The sequence below is a fragment of the Rhizobium sp. A22-96 genome (genome assembly GCF_053521805.1).
In genome coordinates this window covers 87,891-110,874 of the sequence record NZ_JBNWDQ010000011.1, presented here as the reverse complement: position 1 = coordinate 110,874, position 22,984 = coordinate 87,891, and the positions used below count along the sequence as shown (strand labels likewise).

The window sequence follows — 22,984 nt, the reverse complement described above, 5'->3', positions numbered from 1 at the left end:
ATGCAAAAGCTATCGCTGACGCGAAGACTTCTTCTTCGCTGGCCATCGTAGCTCATCGTCCCTCAGCACCATAACCTGAAGGGTGAGGCGCGTTCGAGCTCTGTTCGGGTATTGCCTCAAGCAACATCAAACTTCCAATGCAAAACGGAAGCGGACGTGAGAATGGGGCACATCAACCCCAAAACAGCCAATGAGCATTTCTTCCGAAAACCGCAATGCTCACGCAATTCAGCCTGCGGAAATTGCCGCCGTCCTATCAATCGAAGGCGGATGTTATGCAATTACCGTTCCTGTTGGCCTGTGTAGTCCTGACCGGCGGACACTGCCTCTCGGGGCAGCAGCCGGGCACCGAATACAAGGAGCCACCTGTTCTCTCCATCCAGTACCGATATGACCCTTGCACCGATGGTCGCGTCAGCGATGGGCGACCGCGAACCTGCGCGGAACTCAGGCGTGCATTGCGGCAGGATCGATGGCGCGAATGGCCGGATGACGATCGCCGGCCACGGCGGCCTCGTGTGAACCCATGCACCGATGGGCGCTTCAGCGATGGGCGTGCCCGATCTTGCCCTGAATTGCTGGACTGGCTGGATCGGCAATGAAGACGATCCTGTCCTTCTCATCCTGGCCGCTTGTGTTCTTTTCCGGCCTGCTGGGCGCCCATTTCGCTTTTTCGAGCGAGCGGCCCATGCTTGCCTTCGCTCTCGTCTATGCCGGCGAAGTACTTTTACTTTTCCTGCTCGAGCGTTACATCCCCTATGAGCGGCGCTGGCTGCTTGCGGACGGGGAAACGGCAAACGATATTGCCCATACGCTTTTGACCAAGGGGCTGGTGCAGATCGTCGCGCTCGCGGCCGTTGTCTTTCCGATGCTCTCCGCGACCGTGCTGCAACCTCTCGCCGGCGCGCGGTTTGATGCCTGGCCGGCTGCGATACCCATGCCTCTGCAGGTGGTTATGGCCGTCGTCATAGCTGAATTCGGGCTCTACTGGTCGCACCGGATTGCCCATGAGAGGCTTTTCTTCTGGCGATTCCATGCCCTGCACCACAGCGTGACCCGCCTCTGGGTCATCAATACCGGGCGCTTTCATATTGCCGATTCGCTGTTCAAGGTCGCGCTCAGCCAGATCCCGCTTTATCTGATGGGCGCACCGCTCGAAGTGTTCTGGTGGCTCGGCGCCGTCACGGCCTTCATGGGCATTCTCACCCATTGCAATGTCGACATGAGGACCGGCTTCTTCGACTATATCTTCAGCACGCCGCGCCTGCATCGCTGGCATCATTCCAAGGATATCCGTGAGGGCAACACGAATTACGGCGAAAACGTCGTGTTCTTCGATCTGCTGTTCGGCACCTATTTTAATCCGGACCGGCCCTCTTCAACCGATATCGGCATTCGCGGCCAGATCGCCAAAGGCTTCCTGCGGCAATTGGCACAGCCTTTCCGAAAGGATGGGATTCGCCAGATCCTTGGGCGCGCGACAAAAGACGGCTGATGCGGTCTCCCGCAATGCTGCGGTAATCCAGCCGACGTACCCCTGCCGCGGTCTCTCTTCAGTTGCAAAAGGACGTTCCTGATGTCTGCCATTCGCATCGAGCGGTTCCCGCTCGGCATTGCCGCCTTGACGGTCTTGCTGGTCCTCTCGGCCTGCGCCTCGCAAATCATGAAGAGCTATATCGGCGCGCCGATCAGCAGCGTCATGCTCGACTATGGTCCGCCGGACAATGTCTATGATCTGCGCCCCGGCGAGCGGGCCTATCAGTGGCGCAAGCAGAAGACGCAGGTGGTGCCGGGTCAATCCACCGGCGAAGTGAAGGAAACACGGCGCGGCAGCCGCTATGAGGTCACGGAGACCCCCGGCTATGTCGAGAGAACGGAATGTTTCTACACCTTCTACACCCGAAGCTCCGGATCGGACTGGTACGTGACCAGCTTCCGGCAGCCTTCGCTCGAATGCGAATAGGCCCAGGCGTGAATACCTCCAGTCGCAGGATCACAGGACATGAAGCGTAGTTCCATGATCGCAGTTGCCATTGCCAGCCTTTCCATCGCTCTGGCCGCCTCCGCGCGGGCCGAGGAAATGATAGGCCAGGGCGCAGGCCTCATTCGCGTCGTCGGCGAGGGGCAGATTCTTCGCAGCCCGGATATCGCCGTCGTCCGCCTGACGGTATTGCGCCAGGCCGGTGAGGCGAGCCAGGCGGTTTCGGCCTCCACGGAGGCGACCCGCAAGCTCATCGCCGCGCTCGTGTCGCTGGGCATCGGGAGAGACGACATGCAGAGCGCGGATTTCCAGATCTCACCGCGTTTCGATTATACGGCGAAGCCCGATGGCACAGCGCCTTCCTCGACCATCTCGGGCTATGATGCCCGCAACACGCTGATGGTGCGTGTTCGCAAGGTTGCCGAGGTCGGAAATGTCCTTGATGTGGCCCTGAAGAGTGGCGTCAACGAGGGCGGCTCGGTCGATTTTCTCGTGGAGGATGCTGCCGGTGCTGTCGATGAAGCGCGCAAGCATGCCGTGGCCGCCGCAGCGAAAAGCGCCAGCGCCGTGGCGCAGGCCTCGGGCCTCAGGCTCGGGCCGATCGTCGCCATCGAAGATCAGCCCGCGGCGACCATATTTCCCTATGCGTCGACGGAAGCAAGGCTGCGTGCCGCCAGTTCGGACGCCGGCGTGCCGATCGAAACCGGCAAGAATGTCATCACGGCGCGCGTCGCGGTGTCCTACCTGGTCGCACGGTAAGGGGAAAACATCATGAGACATATATGCCTCGCCGCGGTGACCGTGGCCTTTGCTGCACTGCCTGCAATTTCGCAAGCCGAGACGATCTGCTCCGTCGTGGAGGATGTCGAAAGCGGAAAGGTCCTGTTGAAACAGGGGGATTGCGACCGCCGTCTGTCACCGGCATCGACCTTCAAGCTGGCCCTGAGCCTCATGGGCTACGATGCCCATGTTCTGGCTGACGAGTCAAAGCCGGTCTGGCCGTTCGTGAAGGGCTATTCGGATTGGCCGGCGACTTGGGAAGATAGCGCGACCCCACGTCTTTGGATGGAAAAATCCATCGTCTGGTATTCGCAGCGCCTCACGGAGGCGCTCGGCCCCATCAAGTTTCAGGCCTATACGAAGCAATTCAACTACGGCAACGTCGACGTGTCGGGCAATCCCGGCAAGCATGATGGCCTGACGCATGCCTGGCTTGGATCGTCACTGAAGATCTCTCCTGTCGAGCAGCTCGCCTTCCTGCGAAAGTTGGTGCGGCGGGAGCTGGGAGTGAGCGAGCTGGCCTATGACATGACGACAAGGATAGCCGACTATGGGGTGCAGCAATCCGGCTGGCATGCCTTCGGCAAGACCGGCGCCATGCCGTCGTCGCGGATCGGCATTCGTGGCGACCGGTTCAAGATGTATGGCTGGTTCGTCGGCTGGGCGGTCAGGGGAGATCGTAAGATCGTCTTTGCGCGTCTGATCGGCGAGGAACAGAAGATATCGGGCTCGGCCGGCAAACGGGCGCGCGATGCCATTCTTGCCGATCTCTTCACAAAACCCGATGCGATATGAGTGACGCGGGCATTTCCGGAGCATGGACGCTTAAACGGACTTGCTCTCGCAAGGCCTGGACACCTGGCGCATTCACGTTCCATCGCCCTTGTCTCCGCCCCATCGCCAGCGCCATGGAGCGTCGCTTTTCCACCAGCTGACCAGGAACAGCAATGCCGTCGGAATGAAGATCGCGAGCACGTAGCTCGCCGGATGGCCGTCCCGCCATGTTTCTCCCATGGCGAAGACTGCTCCGAGGACCAGGGCGTAGGCCGTCAGCGCCGCCCAGCCTTGCCAGCTGCAGGGCAGGCCTGCTCCTGCTCCATAGCCATAGGCCTTGACGCGGAACCAGGCGCCTTGTGTCCTCATGCGGGCACATCCTCCGCTCTATCCGTCTCCGGACTGGCCTTTCGCCTCATTAGCATTGTCCTGCAGCTTTCGATCAGGGACAGAACGACCGGCACGAACACAAGCGTCAGCGCAGTCGACGACAGGAGGCCGCCGATGACGGCATGGGCCATGGAGGCACGCTCCTGCCCGCCTTCGCCAAAGCCAAGCGCCAGCGGCAACATGCCGATGATCATGGCCGACGTGGTCATGACGATCGGCCGGAAACGGATCGTGCCGGCATCAATCAGGCTTTGTCGCATGCTGGCGCCTTCCTGGCGGCGCTTGTTGGCGTGATCCACGAGCAGGATGGCATTTTTCGTCACCAGGCCCATCAGCATGATGAAGCCGATCACCGAGAAGATGTTGATGGTGGACCCGGTTAGCAGAAGGCCGCCCAGTACGCCGCTGATCGAAAGCGGCAGGCTGGTCATGATGGCGATCGGCTGCACGAAGGAGCCGAATTGCGAGGCAAGGATGAGGTAGATGAAGATGACCGCGAGCACCAGGGCCTGAGCCGCATAGCCGAAGCTTTCCATCATGTCGTCCGCCTCGCCGCCGATGGCGATGCGGTAGCCAGCTGGCAGGTCCATCGAGCCGATGACGGTCTGGATGTCGCGGACAACGACACCGAGGGGTTGGCCGCTGAGATTGGCGGAGAGGCGAACCTCGCGATCCCCGTCGCGCCTTACGATCGTCTGTGGCGCGAGGGTTTCCGAGACATCGGCGACTTGCGCCAGCGGCACGGTTGTCGCGGGCCCCGTTGCGCCGACCCTTGCGACGGGGATGGGAATTTGCCTGAGATCCTCGATCGTCCGGCGGCCAGCTTCCGGCAAACGAATGGCGACATAACGGGATTCGTCGCCGCCATGAGCCCAGCTTGTCAGCTTTTCGCCAGCCACCAGCGGCCGAAGATTGCGTTCGATCGTCGCCGTTGAAATTCCGAGATCGGCCGCCTGCTCGGCACGAAGCCGGATCATCAGCATCGGCCGTTTCTTGTCGGCGGAGGATTCGAGAGCGATGAGCCCTGCGACCTTGCCGAGCTTTGCCTTCATATCTAGCGAGAGGCGCTCCAGCACGTTCAGGTCGCCGCCCAGGATCGATATCTGGATCGTTTTTGCCTCGGCGCCGGAAATCTCTCCGGGCTGCCCCACCTCGACCGTGGCGCCTGCGAGCGGGCTTAGGGCGTCGCGCAGCTTCGGCGCGATCGCGACGGATGTCATCGTTCTCTTGTCCGCCGACACCATGGAAGCGGCAATTCTTGCCTCATTGGTGTTGGCGCCGTCGCCGCTGTTGACGGTCGAATAGAGATCGAGAATATCCGGAAATTGCCGCAGGATGGTTTCGGCCTGCCTGATCTTGGAGGCGGTATATTCGACCGATGATCCCTCCGGCAAGGTGAGGCCGACCGCGACCATGCCCTGATCCGATTTAGGCACGAATTCCGTGCCGATGCGCGGGATGAGGCAAAGAGTTCCGGCAAAGAACCCGAGAACACAAAGGGAGGTCACGGCCCGGTGCGCAAGGCACCAGCCGACGATGCCGCCATAACGCTGTGCGATCCTTTCGAAGCCATGGTCGAAGCGATCGAGCATCGCCTGAAGGCGTCCTCTTTTGCCCGACGAGGGACGATCCGCCCAGACGCTGGAAAGCATCGGGTCGAGCGTGAAGGACACGAAAAGCGAAATCAGCACCGCGACGGAGACGGTGACGCCGAATTGCAGAAAGAACCGGCCGATCACCCCGCCCATGAAGGCGACAGGAAGGAAGACGGCGACGATCGACAGCGTGGTGGCAAGCACCGCAAGGCCGATTTCCGATGTGCCGTCCAGCGCCGCCCGCTTGCGATCCTTGCCCATGGCAGCGTGGCGAGTGATATTTTCTCTGACGACGATCGCGTCGTCTATCAGGATGCCGATACAGATCGACAGCGCCAGCATGGTCATGAGATTGAGGCTGAAGCCCAGAACGGCCATGGCCGCGAAGGTGCCGATGACGGAGACCGGCAATGTGAGGGCCGTGATGATGGTCGAGCGCCAGGAGTTCAGGAACAGGAGGACGATCGCGATGGTCAGTGCGCCACCCTCGATGATGGTCCTTTGGACATTGCCGATCTGTCCGACAATCGTTCGCGAACTATCCTGCGATATGACGATGCCGATATCCTTGAGCGCATCGTCCTTCCTCAGTTGAGCCAGCTCTCGCTCGACGCCATTTGCAACGTCGACGGTGTTGGCGCCTTCGAGCTTGTTGATGTCGAGGCCGAGTGCAGGCTTGCCGTTGAACCAGGCCCGGCTCTTCGGGTCGGCCCCGGCCTCCATCACATCGGCGACTTCCGTGAGCCGGATCGGGCGACCGGCGCTGTCCTGTGTGATAACGATATCGGCGAAATCCCTGACGCTGCCCGGCTGCACGCTGACGGTCACGCTGCGCTCGCGCGTCGACGAGACGATGGATCCGATGGCGCTGTCGCGCGTGGCCCGCTGTATGGCTTCGATGACCGTCGGCATCGGAATGCCGAAGGAAAGCAGCTTGGCCGGGTCTGGCTGGATTCGCACCTGGTCTTCACTGCCGCCGACAAGCGTCACCTGGCCCACTCCGGGCACCCGCCGCAGCCGGGGCACGATCGTCGTGTCGGCGATCTTCGTCATCCGGCTAAGGGAAAGATCCGAGGAGAAGGCCGCGAGCGACATGATCGGCGCGTCCTGCGGATTGAAGCGCGTGACGAGCGGCCGATCCGCACCCTCGGGAAGCACATCCTGCAGCCGCGATATGCGGTCGCGCACCTCATCCGCTGCTGCTCTCGATGGCGTTTCAAGCGTAAATTCCGCGATGACGAGGGAGTTGCCCGTCGATGATTTCGAGGTGATCTTCTTGACGCCGGCAATAGCGCCGATGCTTTCCTCGATGGGTCGGCTGACCTGTTGCTCGACGGCAAGCGCCGATGCGCCGTCATAATTGGTGGAGATGACGACGGCTGGCAAGTCGACGGAGGGCAGCAAGTCCACGGGGAGGCGCGACCAGGCTGTCATCCCCAGGACGACGATGGCGACCATCACCATGGTCGCAAAAACGGGCTGCTGAATGGAAATACGGGCAAGAAACATCGGTGATCCCTAGCGCTCGGCGATCTTCACGGAGGTGCCGTTGGCAGCGTCCCGGAGCGGAACGGTTATGACCGCATCGCCTTCGCTCAGTCCGGTTCGAACCTCGACGAGATCCTCGCCGACTTTCGCCGTGCCGAGGGTGACCGGCTGTCGATGCACGGCGCCATCGATGATCGTCCGGACAAGGGTTTCGCCGCCTTCTGTAATGATTGCGGCGGCGGGCACGGCGAGAATGTTGTCATGGCTGTCGATCTGCAGCGAGCCATGGCCGAACATACCGCCTCGAAGGCCGGGGACGACATGCTGGAGCCTCAGATAGACCTGCAGCGATCGCGAATTGTCGAGGGTTGCGGGACTGATCCTGTCGAGCCGCGCCAGGAGAGCCTCGTCCGGCAATCCCTCGACCTTGATGGACGCTGTCTGTCCGATCGAAAGTCCGGCGCTCTCCTGCGGAGGAATGAGGGCGACCAGGTCCAGCTGCGCGATATCGACGATCTCGAACAGCTCGGTATTGATCGATACGGCCTGTCCCGGATTGATCCTGCGGGAGTTGACGATGCCGTCGAAAGGTGCGGTGACGACCGCGTCGCTGAGTGCGCGCTGTGCTTCCGCCTGTTCGGCCTGCAGCGCCCGCAGCTCCGCTTTCAGCACCGCCACGTCGGTCTCAACCTCGGTCAGCTTGGCCTGCGCGACGCCTCCGGTGGCGACAAGGCTGCGCGTGCGCTCAAGATCCTTCTGCGCCCGCAGAAGCGTTGCCGCCTTGGCATCCGTCGTCGCGACCAGCCTGTTCAGCGAAAGCGTCAGGGCTTCGGTGTCGAAGCGCGCGATGACGTCGCCGGCGCGCACGGTCGTTCCCACGTCAGCCTCGACGGATGCCAGCGTCCCGGACAATCTTGCAGTCAGCGTCACGCGCCGGGCCGGCTGAATGAAGCCGTTGATGCGAAGCTCCTGGCTGTAGGTCTGCCGACGGACCCGCATCACCTCCATGGAGGCGACCTCGATCGTCTTGGCCGCTGGCGCCTGCGTGATCTGGGCCGCGCCACTGATGTCACGGCTGGCCGGCACGATCACGGCGCTTACAACGCCCAGCGCAACCAGCGCCAGGATGATCGTTATTTTCGTGATGCGACTGGTCATGGCATCCAACTTGGACTGTCGTCTCAAAAGTGAGAGCGGCGAAGCGGCTGGCTCGGGGTTTGATTAGCCGTCATTCGCCGCTCCCCGCCAGGCACGGCTTGCTTGAAAGCCGTGCCGACGTCTGCGGAACCTGCCGGTCAGAAGCGATAGTTCAGACCGGCCTTGATGACGTGGTCGCGAACATCGGTCTTCGATCTGCCGCTGGAGCTCGTCGTCGACACATCATTGGTCATGACGTAGTTGTATTCGACCTTGGCCGATAATCCACCGCCGAAGCCCTGCTCGATGCCGCCGCCGAAGAGGTAGCCCTGCTTCCAGCCGCTCGGGCCGGAGACGCCTCTTCCGCCGTCGAATTTCGTCATCGTCAGACCCGCCGTCCCATAGACCAGCGTGCGGTCGAAGGTCAGGCCGGCCTTTGCCTTGGCGGCACCGCGGAAGCGCTCTTCCAGTTTGCCGTTAGGAACGTTCACTTCGTTGTTTCCGAGGTAGGAGCCTTCCAGTTCCGCACCGAGGATGCCAGGCCCCACCTGGAAATTGTAGCCGGCTTGTACGCCGGCGGTCAGACCCTTGCCGCTGGCGAAAGGGTTCAGCTTCGGCGAGGCAACGCCGCCATGCGCGCCGAAATAGGCGCCGCCCCAGCTGAAGGCCGGTGGCTGTTCGTAGCCGGCGTCCGGAGCCTGATAGGTCGTGAGGTCGGCCGCGGATGCGTTGGCTGCGGCCGCAATGGCCAGAGCCGCGAACAGGAAAGATTTTGCGCTGAGAGACATTGATAACTCCATACGAAACCCATGCGCCATCCCTAGGCGCTCGCAAGGTCTCTATTTGCGTTGGAGAACCGGAAACCGGTTCCTGCTGGTCTCCAGCGCCGCCCGTCTTGGGAACGGATCGGTCTCAGGAGATGCGGATCATTTTGCCTGCGAGAATTGCGGGTACATTGCAGGATTCGAAAATATTGAAAAATTATTCAGTATTTTTATAGGGTTGAAGGGAAATACTTAACTATCTGTTAAGGAAAATTAGATCCATCCAGCCGTTAATTCGGGAAAGACAGGCGAAAACAGGCGCCGCCTTGCGGGCCATCCAAGACGATGACATTGCCGCCATGCCGCTGCATGATTTCGCTGACCAGATTGAGCCCGAGGCCGGCCCCATGCTCATGCGGATGAAGGCGATGGAAGGGCTCGAAGATCCTCTCGCGCTCTGCAGCGGGCACACCTGGACCTTCGTCCGTCACCTCGATGATTGCGCGCCTGTCGATCCTGATCGTGATATTCCCCTTGCCGCCGCCATGCTCGATCGCATTCTGAACGATGTTGAAAACGACGCGGCGCAGCGCCCCGGCATCGCCCTGGACAATCAGGCGGTCGAGCCTTGTCTCGAGCGAAAGGTCATATCCCTGCGCGATGGCCAAAGGCGCCATGTCGGCGGCAACATCGCGGCATATGTCCACCAGATCGACGGGCGAGAAGTTCGCACCGATGACATCCAGACGCTGCAGATCGAGCAGTTGTTCGGCAAGTGCGGAGATGCGACCGGCATCGGACAGAAGCCGGTTGCGGATGGGCCCCTCGACGATCGTCTCGACGCGCGTCTGCAGAATGGCGACAGGGGTGCGCAATTCATGCGCGGCATCGAGAATGAAGCGCTGATGGCGCTCATGCCCCTCATCGAGGCGTTGAAGCGCACCGTTAATCGCATTGACGAGCGGCATGACTTCGCGCGGGATCCCCGTTTCCGGCAACCTGTAACCGCGCCGGTCGATATCGATGGATTCGGCTTCCTTGGCGACGGTGGACAGGCGGGAAAATGCCCTACTCACGATCCATGGAATGATGACGATCGTGACAATGACCAACAGCACAAGGATCGGCACCATCAGCAGGTTGGAGAGAAGCAAGATGGCATATGTCATGCTGAACACATCACCCTTGCCGATCACGGTAAAGTTTCCCGCGGGGCCGGATGTGTTGCGTATGACGGCCAGATAGGAGAAGGGTGGTTTGGTATCCCGGATATCGCCGAAGGTTATGCGATCCAGGTGTTCCGCCATCGCGGCGTAAACCGCAGGCACATTGCCGGTCTGAATGATTTCACCCTTTTCGCTGCGGGCGACGAACCAGAAGTCCGCCGAATTTTGCCGCAGCTTGGCAATTTCGTCCGTCTCGTTGAGAACGAGCTGGCCGTCGGCCTTGCGCTCGATTGCGCGTCCGGCAGCATCAGCAAACTCGGGATCGGAGAGAACGATGCCTTCGCCCGCCTGTATCAGGTAGGCGACGAACGCCACGCTGAACAAAAGGAGGATGCCGACCTGGAAGAGCAGAAGCTGCGCGATCAGCCGGCGCTTCAGCGATTTTGCCCGGGCACGCTTCATGCGATTGGCCTCAACAGATAGCCGACCCCGCGAATGCCATGGATCTCCACGCCTGCCTGCGCATCGGCGAGCTTCTTGCGAAGCCGCGATACATGCGAATCGAGCGCATTCGACTGGATTTCGTCGTCGAAGGCATAAACGGCTTCCTCCAGCGCCGCACGCAGGACCGTTCTGCCCTGCCGGCGGATCAGCGTCTCCAGAACGAGAAGCTCGCGCCTCGGCAAGTCCAGCAGTTTGCCTGATATCCGGGCCTCCCTGTTATCGAGGCTGAATTCAAGCTGACCAAGCCGGGCAACCATCGGCGCCACGTTTGCCGGCCGACGCATCAAGGCGCGGATGCGCGCCAGAAGTTCTTCGAGGGCGAAGGGCTTTGAAAGATAGTCGTCCGCACCGAGATCGAGGCCGTTGACGCGATCGGCGAGGGAGCCGCGGGCTGTCAATACGATGACCGGTATCGTCGCGCCGATCGAACGCAGGTGCCGAATGAGTTCGAGCCCGTCCCCATCGGGCAATTGCCGGTCGAGCACGATCATGTCATGGACATGTTCCGAGACGGCGTTTCTCGCAAATTCCAGGGTCGGCGCGTTATCGACGATGATGTCGTACTGATGCAGCGCGGTCGCAAGCGCATCTGCCATCTGCGGCTCATCTTCCACGAGCAAGAGGCGCATTGTTTCCCTTTCTAAGGCGGTACATTTCGTTCAAGACATAGCGATGAACATTGCGGCATCATTGCGCGCTATGGGGCGCTTCTCGCATTGTCGGCCTTTGCCCGGTCTATTTCCGGCTAATCATTCTCAATGCATTCCAGCCATGCGGCGCTGACGGCCGCTGCCAGGGACAAGAGGAATATTGCGAGAATGCAGGTCGTCTTGAAGGATGTGAGGCCGATGGCCACGCCGGTCAGCATGTATTCGAGCGGCAGAAACAACAGAACGACGGAATAGGAAAGGCCCATCACATGGGGCCTGATATCGCGCGGCGCCTTCACCTGGAGGATCGCCACGAAAGCGGGCGAGAGCCAGCCGTTCGCCAATCCCGCGACAAGGCCGGCAAATATCATCGTTAGCGGCGAAATCTCGATCCACATCAGTCCCGTTGCGAGCGCCAGTCCCAGGAAGGCTCTGGAAACGGTGGAGGCCGGCGCGGGCCTGTCCTGGCGGGATGCCAGGTGCAGGTTCATCATGATCGTGCCCGTGGCCGATGCCGCAATGAAGATGCCGAGCCAAGCTACGGACTCGCCCTGCAGCCGCAAGGCTGCCGGCACGAGGAAAATCTGCAGCGTCATGAAAAAGCCGAGCGCGGCACTCGCGCAAAGCGCCAGCGGCAGCGAAGTGGCCGCACCGCGGAATCGTCTTCCCGCAACGATGATGTCAAGCAAGTGCGGCGCTGCCCGCAGCCGAAATTTCGGCAGGCTGAACGACAGAAGCATCATGGCGGCAAAGTTGCAGATCGTGATCCACCATGCGGCATCTTTCGAACCTATGGCGGCGATGATGAAGGCGCTGGCTGCCGAGGCCGTGAGCAGCACGAGGCCGTCGATCATATCGTCGATGGAATTCGCATCGGTCTTCGACAGTCCCGAAAGCCGGGCAATTTCAGGAACCTTCACTTCGGTCGCCACCGTCGCCGGCCCATCGAGGATGGAGCTTAGAAGGCTGAGAAACAGGAGAGTGCCGGGGCTGAGAAAATCGGCGGTATAGAGCGCGGCAATCAGCAGCGACGTCAGCGCGCCGATTTTTGCGGAAATAAGCGCTGTATGGCGGATGCCGAGCATCTCCGCCACATAGCCGCCGAACGCCATGCCGATCAGAAGAACGCCGCCGTTGATGAACGCCATCAGCGCCATGCAGACCACGCTGCCGGTGAGATCATACATGATCCAGGGATAGAGCACCGTCGCAAAGGCATGGCTGAAATTCAGGGCCACGTTGCTCAATTGAAGCCCGACAAAAGGCCATCGCGCGTTGCGTTGAAGTCGTTGAAGCACGGTTCTGTTCCGATGATCGTTAGGTCATCAGAGTCGGCCCATCGCCTTGCAGCAACATTACGGGAAGCGAAATTTATGCGGCAACCAACAATTGCTTCATCGAGGCTGGGGATATGCGGTGCCGGCCTGTTTCGCCGGCAATATCCGCCGGCGATCCGATGTCAGATCGATGGTCAGTCGTGCGCCGCCCGTGGGGCTGGTATCGGCCGTGACATTGCCGCCGTGCAATTCCACGATCTGTCTCACCAGATGAAGGCCGAGGCCCGTCCCGCTGGAGCGCGGTTTCAGCCTGTAGAAAGGCTCGAAGATCCGATCGCGCTCGGCGGGCGGCACGCCTGGGCCGTCATCGCAGACGTCAATCAGTCCGGGTGCGATGCGAATGCTGATCGTTCCCTTGCCGCCGCCGTGATCGATGGCGTTCTGGATGAGGCTGGCGAGCGCACGCTCCAGCGCTGCCTCGTCACCATGAATGGGGTCGTCCGGCCCTTCATGGATGAGATCCAGTTGGTAACCGGCGGGAAAGGCAAGCGGCGCCATATCGCTCACCACCCGCTTGCCGAGGGCCAACAGCGAGATGGGCTTGAACTCGGCCATATCACGCTGAAGGCGCTCGATATCGAGCAACTGCTCGGTCAGCGTCGTCAGCCGCGCCACGTCGGCGATCAGCTGTACGCGTTCCGGAGTCGGCGGCAGCGCGGCGATGCGGGTGCCGAGTATGGCGATCGGAGTCCTGAGCTCATGCGCGGCATCCGCCAGGAAGCGCTGATGCCGCTCATAGCCGTCATCCAGCCGGCGAAGGGCTTCGTTGACGGCGCTGATCAGCGAGGCAATCTCGGGCGGCGTGCCCGCGGTTTCCAGCCGTACGCCGCGTTGGCCGATATCGATCAGTGCGGCCTGTTTTTCCGCCTTCGCGATGCCAGCCACCGCGCCGTGCACGACGAGAGGGGTGGCGAGCAGGATGCCGAAGACGATGACGATCATGATCGGCATGCCAACCTTGAGAAAGACAAGCAGAAGCCCGAGCGCGACGATGGCCGGCGGAGCCTTGCTTTCGGTTCCCGTCAGGATCTGCATCTCGCCTGCCGGCGTATAGACAGTCCGCATGCGCGCCTCGGGTCGATCCATGGCGGCGGCGTCGACCGTCGATCCGAAGCGGGCCTGGCCGATGCCGGGCAGCGCTTCACTGATGCGGGTAAAGATCGCCGGGATCGGGCCTTCGGAGATGTGCATCCCGCGTGCATCGCGGATGATGAACCAGAGGCCAGGCTCGGCTCCCCTGAGCGCTGTCAGCTCCGCCGTATCACGCAGCTGCAACGCACCGGCTGCGTCGCGCTGAATGGCATGCTGAAGGGCTTCGATGGTTCGATCGGTCGAGCGGAAGGCGAAGAGATCGCCCTTCAGGAACAAGGCTCCGAGAACGAAGAAAAGGATCAGGCTCTGGAGAACTAGCAGCCGCCGGATCAACTGCCATGTCAGCGAGCGGCCAGTCGCCTCCTTCATGCCTGCTCCATCAGCATGTAGCCGACCCCGCGCACGCCATTGATGGTGACGCCGGCATCCGCCTCGGCAAGCTTGCGGCGCAGCCTCGAGATATGACTGTCGAGCGTATTGGACTGGACCTCGTCGCTCATACCAAAAACCGATTCCATCAGGATTTCGCGCGGCACCATCCGGCCGGCGCGCCGCATCAGCGCTTCCAGGACGAGGAGTTCGCGCCTTGGTAGATCGAAGCGCATGCCCTCCACCCTGGCTTCGCGGTGGTCCAGGTCGAGGACGACGCGGCCGAGCCTGACGGCCATCGGGCTGATATGGTCGGGCCGCCGCAGCACGGCGCGCAGCCGCGCCAGAAGCTCCTCGAAGGCGAAAGGCTTCGCCAGATAGTCATCGGCGCCACCATCGAGGCCGGCGACGCGCTCGGCAAGCCGGCCGCGGGCGGTGAGCACGATCACCGGAATGTTCGATTTGTGCTGCCTGATCTTGGGAATGAGGGAAAGGCCGTCGCCGTCCGGAAGTCCGCGGTCGAGGATGATGGCATCGTAAGAGCCTGCCAAGATCATCTCCATGGCCATGCTCATGTCGTCTGCGTGATCGGCAATCATATCGTAGCGCCGTAGCGCCGATTGCAGAGCCAGAGCCATTTCCGGCTCGTCCTCGACCACAAGGAGCCGCATCACTCGTCCTTTCGCCATTCGTCTTGTAATTTTTGCCGAGGCGACATTGCGACAACATGACGTTTCGAAGCAATGCAGGCGTCAGACGAACCATCGAGATCCCTGGGGAAGGCAATCAACCGACAAGGGACGAACCGATATCATGAGAGACAGCTTCTTCTTCCTGCGCCATTGGGCGGCAGCTCCTCTTCGCACCGCAGCCGTCGCACCGTCGAGCCGGGCACTGGCCAAAATCATGACACGCGACATTTCGGTGGCGACTGGGCCAGTTATCGAGCTTGGACCGGGCACCGGAGTCTTCACCAAGGCCCTGCGCGACTGCGGCGTGGCGGAGCACAACCTGACACTGGTCGAGCTCAATCCGGATTTTGCAGTCCTGTTGAAACGCCGCTTTCCGGCCGCATGCGTGTTGCAGATGAGTGCCGCCGATATCGCGACATCAGCTGCATTGCGCGAGGGCAGTGCTGGAGCCGTGTTGAGCGGTCTCGGGCTGCTCTCGATGCCGACGCGCCAGGTGGTGAAGATCATGCAAGGCGCATTTCGCTGCCTCGGGCCGGCGGGTGCATTCTACCAGTTCACCTATGGCCCACGCTGCCCCGTGTCGGACGACGTTCTGAATTTCCTCGGGCTGCAGACGGAAAGGGTGGGAGGAACCCTCTTCAACCTGCCGCCGGCTTCGGTCTATCGGATCACGCGCTCGCCGATCTGGCCGAACGAGAGACTCGATCGTCGGATGGCAGGCGGCGCGCCCCGGTATCTCGACGCCTTTGGCGATTGACCGGGCGATCCGGAAGCCTGCGAAACCTATTCGCAGCGAAGGCCGGTGGCGCGGTCGAAGAGATGCAGCGCGTTTGCGTCGAAACCGAGTTTCAGCGTCTGTCCTTCGGCAATTGCGGTTCGCGGCGGCAGGCAGGCCATCAGCCGCTGCGAACCGGCTTGCGCCGTCACGATCAGCTCAGGTCCCGTCAATTCCGCCACTTCGCAAATGGCTTCGAGCTTGCCTTGTTCGTCAAGCCGCAACGTTTCCGGCCTGATGCCGACCACCAGCTCCTGCCCCTGTTTGATCTCCGCCTTCGTCGGCGGCATCGGCAGGGTAATCGAGGTTCCGTCGATGCGGAGCGAACCCTGATCGGCGGTGGCATTCAGAAGGTTCATCGGCGGTGCGCCGACGAAGGTCGCCACGTAGAGCGTTGCCGGATGATTGTAGATCTCGTCCGGCGTGCCAAGCTGTTCGATCCTGCCGTCTCGCATCACGGCGATGCGGGTCGCGAGCGTCATCGCCTCGATCTGGTCGTGTGTCACGTAGACGACCGTGGTCTTCAGCATCTGGTGCAGGCGCTTCAGTTCGGTGCGCATCTCCATGCGCAGCTTGGCGTCGAGGTTCGATAGCGGCTCGTCGAACAGGAAGACCTCCGGCTTGCGCACCAGCGCCCGGCCGATCGCAACGCGCTGGCGCTGGCCGCCGGAAAGCTGGCTCGGCTTGCGCTCCAGCAACGCCTCGATCTGCAGGAGCTTTGCCGCCTCGCGCACTGCCTTGTCGCGCTCGGCCGCAGGCACCTTGCGCATCTCCAGGCCGAAGCCGATGTTACGGTGGACCGAGAGGTTCGGATAGAGCGCGTAGGACTGGAACACCATGGCGATGTCGCGGTCTTTCGGATGGACGCCGAGCACGGAGCGATCGCCGATGCGGATATGCCCGCTGGTTGCCTCGGCAAGCCCGGCGATGATGTTCAGAAGCGTGGACTTGCCGCAGCCTGACGAGCCGAGCAGCACCAGGAACTCGCCGCTCTCAAGCGAAATGTCGATGCCTTTCAGCGTCTCCAGCTCGCCATAGCTTTTGCGGATATTCTGGATTTCGAGCGCGCTCATCGAACGGCCTCCTCGGATGCTTTGGCCGGGCCGTAGCTGCGCGGCAGAGTGGAAATGGCGCGGGAGGCAACTTCGGTTCCTGCCGAAAGGCAGGCCGCAAGCGGCTCGCCGCGGGCAAGGGCGGCGAGGAAGCCCGCATTGAAGACATCGCCGGCGCCGATCGTATCGACGACCGTGACGCGTGGCGCCGCGGCCGAAACCGACGTGCCGTCGGCGTCGATGGCAATCGCCCCGTCCGGGCCGCGCTTGACGACGAAGATGGCGCCCTCAGGCATGTGCGATCGAAGAGCGATCGCAGCCTCGACTGGATCGTCCATGCCGGCAAGCGTCGTCGTCTCGACTTCGTTCATCAGCGCGACGCCACAGCGGGAGAGCCAGTTGCGCGTTGCATCGCAGTTTTTCTCCGTCCAGCCGTCGAGCGGCCAGCCCGTGTCGAGCGCAACGGTGATCCGGTGCTTGTCTGCCCAGTCGAAAAGGGCGTCGTAATCCCGGGTGAGATCTTCGGTGAGGAAGGCGCCGCACAGCAGCATATAGCCGCCGCTGAGCCGTTGGCCGTCGAGCACCGCAAACACGTCATCGAGATTGAAGCGTGGCAGGTGGCCGCGGGTGGTGAAGAAGGTACGCTCACCATCGGGATGGGTAATGCCGACCGAAAGCGTCGTGCCCTCCGGCCGAACGGGCCATTTGCTGCTGCGTGCGCCGAAGGCTTCGCTCAGCCAGCGGCCGAACTGGTCGTTGCCGACATTGGCGGAAATTTCGTAATCGACGCCGAGGCCTTCCCAAGCAAGGGCACTATTGCCCGCCTGGCCGCCGACGCGCAGCTCGTCATGATCGACGATGATCTCGGTGCCGGCCTTCGGCCAAGGTGCGGCCGGCCCGAGGATCAGGTCGATATTGACGTTGCCGATGACTGCAAGCGGCTTCATTCACTCGCTCCGGGTGATCTTGGTGGTGCGCACCGGCGTGCCGGCATCTTCCACCCGCTCGTCGGCAAAGGCGATCATCAGCAGCTGCGCCACAGGCAGCATCTGAAAGACGGCGGCAAGACCGGTTTCCGGCTTGAAGCGCAGCGTCACGCAGCCCGGTACTGCCTCTTCCTGGGAGCCATCGAAGATCACCACCGGCGCGCCTGTTTCGGCGGCGGAAGCGGCCATGGCGGTCACCAGGCTGGCTGTCGCATCATTGCCGCGGAAAAGCACCACGCCGATCGAGGGGCCGAGCATTTCCATCGGCCCATGCCGCAGCTGGCCGCCTTCGAGCGAGAAGCAGGGACGGCGGGAGAGTTCGGTGAGGCCAAGCGCCAGGGCTTCGGCAACGCCCTGCAGGCGGCGGCCCGAGGTGACGACGGTGCCGACATTGGCGAGGGCTTCAAGGGCCGGCTCGATGGCGGGCGTCTCAGGAGCCTGCAACACCGCCAAAGCGCGTGCCGGATCCTGCCCGAGTGCGGCGAAGATCGCCAAGTGCAGCGCGAAGCTGACGGTGAGGCTGCGTGTTGCGGCAAAGGCAAGCTCGGTGCCGCCGGCGCCGACGAGAGAAGGCGCGGTTCTCGCAAGAAAAGAGCTGCCCTCGAGCGTCAGGCCGAAAGTCTCGACCGTGCCGCTGGTCTCGTTGAACCAGCGCACGACCTCGGCGCTTTCGCCGGATTGCGATGTCACGAAGATCGTGCGTCCCTCAAGCCGCAGCGGCTGGCCGAGCTGTTCGGAGAGCGGCAGCGCAACCGCATCGATACCGGCGGCGCGATAGAGCGGCTCGACGGCGCGGTTGACGGCGTGGGAGCCGCCCATGCCGAGCAGCAGCAGCCGTCCGGTGCGCTTCAGCGAGGCGGCGGCCCTGGCGGCCATATCGGGTGATGCTTCGAAGGAAGCGAGCGCGTCTGCATGTTGACGGCCCATTTCGCGATCGATGGCGGCAAGGCCTTCGGGGCGGGTTTTCTCTTTGGTCATGTTCATCCCTTGACGCCGCCATTGGTCAGCCCTGAAATGAGGGCACGTTGCATGACAAGGCCGATCAGCACCGGGGGCAGGGCGGCCAACACGCCGGCAGTCGCGATCAGTCCGTAATCCGAGACACGGCCGCCGGCGAGATCCGCAATAGCGACGGTGAGGGTCTTGGCGCGCTGGTCCGAGGTGAACAGCAGCGCATAGAAGAATTCATCCCAGGCAAGCAGGAAGGCGAAGAGCGCCGAGGTCGCCACCACGGGCATGGCAAGCGGCAGCGTGATGATCCTCAGCGTCTGGAACAGCCCCGCGCCGTCGATCATTGCGGCGGCCTCGATCTCCTTCGGAATGGAATCGAAGCCGGATTTCATCAGCCAGGTGGTGAACGGCGCGAGGATTGTCAGATAGACGAGCGCCAGTCCGAAGACGTTGTTGAGCAGGCCAAGATAGGCAAGGCCCATATAGAGCGGGACGGCCAGCGCCACCGGCGGCAGCATGTAGGTGGCGATCACCATGGAGAGCGACCACCCGACAGACGGCGTGCGCGAGACGGCCCAGCCGGCCGGGATGGCGAGCGCGATCGCAGCGATGGTCGCCATGCCGGCGACTTCGATGCTGTTGCGCAGCGACGAGGTGAAGGCTGCACCCTCACTGTTTTCCAGCGTCGACAGCAGCAACTTGTAGCGCGAGAAATCGACCGTCTGTGGCCACCAGCGCAGCGGCTTGGCAGCAAGATCAGCAGCCGGCGAAATGCTCATGATGAACAGCCAGGCAATCGGCGCCAGGATGACGACGGCGAGCAGGATGGCGCAGACATAGATGAAGCAGGTAAAGAGCGAGCTCTTGCGTTCCATCAGGTGGCACTCCCTGCGGTTTTGCGGACAAGGGCGGCATAGGCAGCGGCCAGCACCGTGACCAAAAGCGTGACGATGAGGGCAAGCGACGCGCCTGATCCCGCCCGCTGGAAGGAGAAGGCCTCCTGATAGACGAGGATCGATAGAGTGCGCGTGCTGTTTGCCGGGCCGCCGCGGGTCATCACCCAGATGATGTCGAAGACCTTGAAGGCCTCGATGGTGCGCAGCACCAGCGCCACCATCAGCGGTCCGACAAGATAGGGAAGGATGACGAAACGGAAGCGCTTCAAGGGACAGGCGCCATCGACCAGCGAGGCGGCAACGATATCGCGCGGTACGGCCTGCAGGGCGGCGAGTGCGATCAGCGCCACCAGCGGAAAATTCTTCCAGCAGTCGGCAACGATGAGCGCGGTCAGCGCCGTGCCCGGTTCGCCAAGCCAGGAGCGATAGGCGTCAAGCAGACCGAGCTGGGTCAGCGCGGCATTGAGCGCGCCATATTCCGGATTGTAGATCAGCCGCCAGAGCGTGGCGTTGACGACTGTTGGCAATGCCCAGGGCAGGATCATCAGCGCGCGCAGCACGCCGCGCCCTTTGAAGTCCTGGTTCAGCAGCAGCGCGGCGAGCACGCCGAGCACCATTTCGGCGGCGACGGAGATGATCGCGAACCAGGCCGTGGTGATGAGGGTGCGCTGGAAATTGGAGTTCGCCAGCATCTTCGCGTAATTGTCGATGCCGACGAAATTACCGCCAGTGCCGACGAGCTTTGCATCGGTGAAAGAAAGGCCGACGGTATCGATGAGCGGCCAGCCGATGACGGCGACCATCACCACCAGCAGCGGCAACATCAAAAACCAGGCGCGAGTTGTCATGGAGGTGCCGGACATGACGGGCCCCTTCTTTCATTCTTCATGGAGGATGGAGAGGCGGGCGACGCAATGCGCCGCCCGGTAAGACTATCAGAGACCGCTGTTTTGGGCAGCAGACTTCAGCGCGTCTTCCGGAGAAGACTGGCCGAGCAGCGATTCCTGGATCGCCTGCTGAAGTGCCGTCGACAGTTCCTGATACTTGGGCGTGTTCGGACGCGGATACATGGCGGCAAGACCGACTTTCGCGGCCGCGATCAGTTCTTCCTGGCCCTTGGTGACGGCCGGGTCGCTATAGGACGATGCCCAGATCGGCAGGCTGAGCTTGGCATACTGGTTCTGCGTTGCCTGCGAGGTCATGAAAGTGATGTACTTCCAGGCCTCATCCGGATGCTTGCTGGCCGTGGTGATGCCGAGGCCCATCGAGCCGTTGACGGCCGAGGCTTCGCTCTTGCCAGCAACGCCCGGCGCCGGCACGACGCCGACCTTGCCGGCAACCTTGCTGTCCTTCGGGTCGTTTGCCATATTGTACATGTAGGTCCAGTTCAGCGCGAAGGCGGCATCGCCGTTTTCGAACACCTTGCGGACATCCTCTTCGAGGAATTCCTTGGAGTTCGGATTGGTGAGGCCGGACTTGTAGCTGGCGACCATGTACTTCAGGGCATCAAGGCCGCCGCCGTTCTGGAAGTCCGGCTTGCCGTCCTTCAGGAAGTCGCCCTTATAGGCGCTGACGAGCGTGGTGTAGTCGCAGATCGCGGCTTCCGCCTGCGACCAGCTCCAGGCGATCGGCGTGGCCAGAAGGCCCTTGTCCTTGATGATCTTGGCCTGTTCGCTCAGCTCGTCCCAGGTCTTCGGCGGCGTCTTGATGCCGGCCTTTTCCAGGATTTCCTTGTTGTAGAACAGATACTTGGTATCGAGGATCCAGGGCATGCCATAATATTTGTTGTCGTACTGGACCGTCGTCCAGGCGCCTGGCAACACGCCCTTCTTCGTATCGTCCGATATGCGCGAGGAAACGTCGACCAGAACCTTGTTGGTCGCGTATTCGGCCGGCCAGATCACGTCGAAGAGCACGACGTCGTAGCCGCCGCCGGAGCCCTGCGCCAGCACGGTCTTGTCGTGCAGGCCTTCGTAAGGCACGAATTCGAGATTGACCTTCACGTCCGGATTGGCCTTGGAGAAGGCGTCCGTCATGGCGCGCACGTCGGCTTCGCTATAGGCAGCCTGCGCCATGAAGAGGGCATTGATCGTCGTTTCGGCAAAGGCATGCGAGGCGAAAGATACGCCGATCAGCGCTGCGCCGAGCAATGTCTTGTTCAATGATTTCAACATTCCATCCTCCAGTTTTTGACAGTCACGCGATGTTCCCGATGGCGGCTGAAGCGTCGCCTTCGGTTGTCGGGCAGGCAATTGGCCGGGCGGCTGCCGAACATGGATCGGCATGTCTTCGGAGCCCTTGAGCTCCCTGCGTTCCCTGATGAAACTCTGTGGTTTCTTTTAAGTCAATTGTCTTGACTAATTTGTTCTTCAATATTCTATTGGTGTCAAGAGGCAAAAACAGATGAACGATATTCGCCCGATCAGGGCCACGAGCGGAACGAACCACGAAGGCACCAGCGCCCATAACCGGCGGGTGATCATCGATGCCCTGCGACTGAACGGTGCGCTTTCCCGCGCCGATCTGGCGCGCGCCACCCGCCTGACGAAGCAGACGGTCTCCAACATCATGGAGGAGCTGGAAAACGACGGACTTGTGACGTCGCGGGAAACGGTGCGGCGTGGCAGGGGCCAACCCTCGACGCCCTATGGCCTGGTGCCGGAAGGCGCCTTCGCGATCGGCCTGCAGATCGACCGTCACATTACCCGCGCCATCGCCGTGGATCTCGTCGGCAATGTGCTGATCCGCAAAGAGGCGAATTTACCGGCCGGCGGGCCGGCCACCGGCACCCCCGTCGTGCTGCAGCTCATAGAAGATGTCCGCACCGAGCTGAAGCAGCGTGTCGCGCAAGCGGAGAAGCGCCTCGTCGGGCTCGGCGTCGCCATGCCGGGTCCCTTCGGCACCGAGCAGGATGAGGCCGAAAATCCCTGGATGATGGGCCCCTGGCAGCGTTTCCCGCTACTCGAAACACTGTCTGCCGGCACCGGCCTCAACGTCACCCTGCAAAACGACGCCGCCGCCTGCGCCACCGCCGAGCGTATGGTCGGGGCCGCGCATGGGCTTGATCATGCCGTCTGCCTCTATGTCGGTTATGGTATCGGTGCCGGACTTATCCTCGGCGGCGAACTCTATAGCGGCGCCCGTGGCAATGCCGGCGAAATCGGCATGGCGCTACTATCGGTCAGCGGCCGGCGAACCGTGGAGCATAACGCCTCCCTGGCTTCGCTTTACGAGCATCTGGGCGTCGATCCTATGACGCCTGATATTTATTCGCTGATAGACAAGCGCGCCGCCGCGGCCGATCCGGAGATTCTGGCCTGGATCGAAAAGGCGGCCATCGACCTGCGCTGGAGCGTGCATCTCATCGAAACCGTCTTCGATCCGCAGACCGTGATCCTGTGTGGCGGCGCGCCGGCAGCGCTTGCAACCCGGTTGATCGATGCCATGCAGCCGTTGCTTCCATCCAACGCCGATCACAAGGGCCGGCTTTTGCCGCGCCTGCAGCTGGGCATGACCGATCCCTGGGCTGTTGCACGCGGCGCGGCCGTCGAGCCGATCGGCCATGCCTTCGATCCGCGTTTCTCGGCGATCCTGAAATCCTGACG

21 protein-coding genes are annotated in these 22,984 nt (G+C 62.0%); 6 read left to right on the top strand and 15 right to left on the bottom strand.

Translation table 11 applies throughout. From position 1 onward, the window contains the following. Positions 1-598: 598 nt before the first annotated feature. The 4 genes from olsE (at position 599) to blaOXA (ending at position 3,556) form a co-directional block, all read left to right on the top strand. The gene (olsE, locus tag ACQZ6F_RS32920; protein ID WP_449096141.1) at positions 599-1,495 is read left to right on the top strand and encodes an ornithine lipid hydroxylase OlsE; all 897 of its coding nucleotides are present in this window, start codon (positions 599-601) and stop codon (positions 1,493-1,495) included. Between the two features lie 81 nt (positions 1,496-1,576). Then, a complete protein-coding gene (locus tag ACQZ6F_RS32915) occupies positions 1,577-1,963 on the top strand; it encodes a hypothetical protein (protein ID WP_449096140.1) in 387 nt (128 codons plus the stop codon). A gap of 39 nt (positions 1,964-2,002) precedes the next feature. Continuing rightward, the gene (locus ACQZ6F_RS32910; protein ID WP_449096139.1) at positions 2,003-2,740 is read left to right on the top strand and encodes an SIMPL domain-containing protein; all 738 of its coding nucleotides are present in this window, start codon (positions 2,003-2,005) and stop codon (positions 2,738-2,740) included. Positions 2,741-2,752: 12 nt separating this feature from the next. Beyond that, entirely contained in the window at positions 2,753-3,556 is an 804-nt protein-coding gene (gene blaOXA / locus ACQZ6F_RS32905; RefSeq protein ID WP_449096138.1) for a class D beta-lactamase, read from the top strand. A 72-nt stretch (positions 3,557-3,628) separates the two neighbouring features. Here blaOXA and ACQZ6F_RS32900 read toward each other — a convergent pair whose 3' ends face one another. The 9 genes from ACQZ6F_RS32900 to ACQZ6F_RS32860 form a co-directional block, all read right to left on the bottom strand. After that, entirely contained in the window at positions 3,629-3,904 is a 276-nt protein-coding gene (locus ACQZ6F_RS32900) for a hypothetical protein (RefSeq protein WP_449096137.1), read from the bottom strand. Next, positions 3,901-7,029: an efflux RND transporter permease subunit gene (locus ACQZ6F_RS32895; protein WP_449096136.1), complete on the bottom strand. Its 3,129-nt coding sequence runs from the start codon at positions 7,027-7,029 to the stop codon at positions 3,901-3,903. The genes ACQZ6F_RS32900 and ACQZ6F_RS32895 overlap by 4 nt, the downstream gene beginning before the upstream one ends. Positions 7,030-7,038: 9 nt before the next feature. Further along, complete coding sequence (locus ACQZ6F_RS32890) at positions 7,039-8,166, bottom strand: efflux RND transporter periplasmic adaptor subunit (RefSeq protein ID WP_449096135.1); 1,128 nt, start codon at positions 8,164-8,166, stop codon at positions 7,039-7,041. Between the two features lie 137 nt (positions 8,167-8,303). After that, positions 8,304-8,933 (bottom strand): outer membrane protein, encoded by a 630-nt coding sequence (locus ACQZ6F_RS32885; protein ID WP_449096134.1) that lies wholly within the window; start codon positions 8,931-8,933, stop codon positions 8,304-8,306. Positions 8,934-9,199: 266 nt separating this feature from the next. Beyond that, complete coding sequence (locus ACQZ6F_RS32880; protein ID WP_449096133.1) at positions 9,200-10,537, bottom strand: sensor histidine kinase; 1,338 nt, start codon at positions 10,535-10,537, stop codon at positions 9,200-9,202. Then, positions 10,534-11,208 carry a response regulator transcription factor gene (locus ACQZ6F_RS32875; RefSeq protein ID WP_077472172.1) on the bottom strand — a complete coding sequence of 225 codons (675 nt, stop codon included), beginning with the start codon at positions 11,206-11,208 and terminating at the stop codon, positions 10,534-10,536. Before ACQZ6F_RS32875 ends, ACQZ6F_RS32880 begins: the two co-directional genes overlap by 4 nt. 116 nt (positions 11,209-11,324) lie before the next feature. Further along, complete coding sequence (locus tag ACQZ6F_RS32870) at positions 11,325-12,476, bottom strand: hypothetical protein (RefSeq protein WP_449096132.1); 1,152 nt, start codon at positions 12,474-12,476, stop codon at positions 11,325-11,327. Positions 12,477-12,623: 147 nt separating this feature from the next. Then, positions 12,624-14,027, bottom strand: a complete 1,404-nt coding sequence (locus ACQZ6F_RS32865) for a sensor histidine kinase (protein ID WP_449096131.1) — start codon at positions 14,025-14,027, stop codon at positions 12,624-12,626. Further along, positions 14,024-14,698 carry a response regulator transcription factor gene (locus ACQZ6F_RS32860; protein ID WP_267555630.1) on the bottom strand — a complete coding sequence of 225 codons (675 nt, stop codon included), beginning with the start codon at positions 14,696-14,698 and terminating at the stop codon, positions 14,024-14,026. Before ACQZ6F_RS32860 ends, ACQZ6F_RS32865 begins: the two co-directional genes overlap by 4 nt. 142 nt (positions 14,699-14,840) lie before the next feature. On the opposite strand from ACQZ6F_RS32860, the gene ACQZ6F_RS32855 reads away from it, so the two are divergent. After that, the gene (locus ACQZ6F_RS32855) at positions 14,841-15,476 is read left to right on the top strand and encodes a class I SAM-dependent methyltransferase (protein ID WP_449096130.1); all 636 of its coding nucleotides are present in this window, start codon (positions 14,841-14,843) and stop codon (positions 15,474-15,476) included. Positions 15,477-15,502: 26 nt separating this feature from the next. Here ACQZ6F_RS32855 and ACQZ6F_RS32850 read toward each other — a convergent pair whose 3' ends face one another. The 6 genes from ACQZ6F_RS32850 to ACQZ6F_RS32825 form a co-directional block, all read right to left on the bottom strand. Then, positions 15,503-16,567 carry an ABC transporter ATP-binding protein gene (locus ACQZ6F_RS32850; protein ID WP_449096129.1) on the bottom strand — a complete coding sequence of 355 codons (1,065 nt, stop codon included), beginning with the start codon at positions 16,565-16,567 and terminating at the stop codon, positions 15,503-15,505. After that, on the bottom strand, positions 16,564-17,493 hold the full coding sequence (locus ACQZ6F_RS32845) for a PfkB family carbohydrate kinase (protein WP_077472178.1): 930 nt from the start codon (positions 17,491-17,493) through the stop codon (positions 16,564-16,566). Before ACQZ6F_RS32845 ends, ACQZ6F_RS32850 begins: the two co-directional genes overlap by 4 nt. After that, complete coding sequence (locus tag ACQZ6F_RS32840) at positions 17,494-18,516, bottom strand: SIS domain-containing protein (protein ID WP_449096128.1); 1,023 nt, start codon at positions 18,514-18,516, stop codon at positions 17,494-17,496. Further along, positions 18,513-19,358: a carbohydrate ABC transporter permease gene (locus ACQZ6F_RS32835; protein WP_449096127.1), complete on the bottom strand. Its 846-nt coding sequence runs from the start codon at positions 19,356-19,358 to the stop codon at positions 18,513-18,515. Before ACQZ6F_RS32835 ends, ACQZ6F_RS32840 begins: the two co-directional genes overlap by 4 nt. Beyond that, positions 19,358-20,242, bottom strand: a complete 885-nt coding sequence (locus ACQZ6F_RS32830) for a carbohydrate ABC transporter permease (RefSeq protein WP_449096126.1) — start codon at positions 20,240-20,242, stop codon at positions 19,358-19,360. Before ACQZ6F_RS32830 ends, ACQZ6F_RS32835 begins: the two co-directional genes overlap by 1 nt. A 72-nt stretch (positions 20,243-20,314) precedes the next feature. Next, on the bottom strand, positions 20,315-21,553 hold the full coding sequence (locus ACQZ6F_RS32825) for an extracellular solute-binding protein (protein WP_449096125.1): 1,239 nt from the start codon (positions 21,551-21,553) through the stop codon (positions 20,315-20,317). 229 nt (positions 21,554-21,782) lie between these two features. On the opposite strand from ACQZ6F_RS32825, the gene ACQZ6F_RS32820 reads away from it, so the two are divergent. Next, complete coding sequence (locus ACQZ6F_RS32820) at positions 21,783-22,982, top strand: ROK family transcriptional regulator (RefSeq protein ID WP_449096124.1); 1,200 nt, start codon at positions 21,783-21,785, stop codon at positions 22,980-22,982. The last annotated feature ends 2 nt before the right edge of the window (positions 22,983-22,984 follow it).

Excerpts from the sequence above, each read along its gene's own strand:
- olsE (WP_449096141.1), top strand. The coding sequence starts at position 599 with ATGAAGACGATCCTGTCCTTCTCATCCTGGCCGCTTGTGTTCTTTTCC.
- ACQZ6F_RS32915 (WP_449096140.1), top strand. The coding sequence starts at position 1,577 with ATGTCTGCCATTCGCATCGAGCGGTTCCCGCTCGGCATTGCCGCCTTG.
- ACQZ6F_RS32910 (WP_449096139.1), top strand. The coding sequence starts at position 2,003 with ATGAAGCGTAGTTCCATGATCGCAGTTGCCATTGCCAGCCTTTCCATC.
- blaOXA (WP_449096138.1), top strand. The coding sequence starts at position 2,753 with ATGAGACATATATGCCTCGCCGCGGTGACCGTGGCCTTTGCTGCACTG.
- ACQZ6F_RS32900 (WP_449096137.1), bottom strand. The coding sequence starts at position 3,904 with ATGAGGACACAAGGCGCCTGGTTCCGCGTCAAGGCCTATGGCTATGGA.
- ACQZ6F_RS32895 (WP_449096136.1), bottom strand. The coding sequence starts at position 7,029 with ATGTTTCTTGCCCGTATTTCCATTCAGCAGCCCGTTTTTGCGACCATG.
- ACQZ6F_RS32890 (WP_449096135.1), bottom strand. The coding sequence starts at position 8,166 with ATGACCAGTCGCATCACGAAAATAACGATCATCCTGGCGCTGGTTGCG.
- ACQZ6F_RS32885 (WP_449096134.1), bottom strand. The coding sequence starts at position 8,933 with ATGTCTCTCAGCGCAAAATCTTTCCTGTTCGCGGCTCTGGCCATTGCG.
- ACQZ6F_RS32880 (WP_449096133.1), bottom strand. The coding sequence starts at position 10,537 with ATGAAGCGTGCCCGGGCAAAATCGCTGAAGCGCCGGCTGATCGCGCAG.
- ACQZ6F_RS32875 (WP_077472172.1), bottom strand. The coding sequence starts at position 11,208 with ATGCGCCTCTTGCTCGTGGAAGATGAGCCGCAGATGGCAGATGCGCTT.
- ACQZ6F_RS32865 (WP_449096131.1), bottom strand. The coding sequence starts at position 14,027 with ATGAAGGAGGCGACTGGCCGCTCGCTGACATGGCAGTTGATCCGGCGG.
- ACQZ6F_RS32860 (WP_267555630.1), bottom strand. The coding sequence starts at position 14,698 with ATGCGGCTCCTTGTGGTCGAGGACGAGCCGGAAATGGCTCTGGCTCTG.
- ACQZ6F_RS32855 (WP_449096130.1), top strand. The coding sequence starts at position 14,841 with ATGAGAGACAGCTTCTTCTTCCTGCGCCATTGGGCGGCAGCTCCTCTT.
- ACQZ6F_RS32850 (WP_449096129.1), bottom strand. The coding sequence starts at position 16,567 with ATGAGCGCGCTCGAAATCCAGAATATCCGCAAAAGCTATGGCGAGCTG.
- ACQZ6F_RS32845 (WP_077472178.1), bottom strand. The coding sequence starts at position 17,493 with ATGAAGCCGCTTGCAGTCATCGGCAACGTCAATATCGACCTGATCCTC.
- ACQZ6F_RS32840 (WP_449096128.1), bottom strand. The coding sequence starts at position 18,516 with ATGAACATGACCAAAGAGAAAACCCGCCCCGAAGGCCTTGCCGCCATC.
- ACQZ6F_RS32835 (WP_449096127.1), bottom strand. The coding sequence starts at position 19,358 with ATGGAACGCAAGAGCTCGCTCTTTACCTGCTTCATCTATGTCTGCGCC.
- ACQZ6F_RS32830 (WP_449096126.1), bottom strand. The coding sequence starts at position 20,242 with ATGTCCGGCACCTCCATGACAACTCGCGCCTGGTTTTTGATGTTGCCG.
- ACQZ6F_RS32825 (WP_449096125.1), bottom strand. The coding sequence starts at position 21,553 with ATGTTGAAATCATTGAACAAGACATTGCTCGGCGCAGCGCTGATCGGC.
- ACQZ6F_RS32820 (WP_449096124.1), top strand. The coding sequence starts at position 21,783 with ATGAACGATATTCGCCCGATCAGGGCCACGAGCGGAACGAACCACGAA.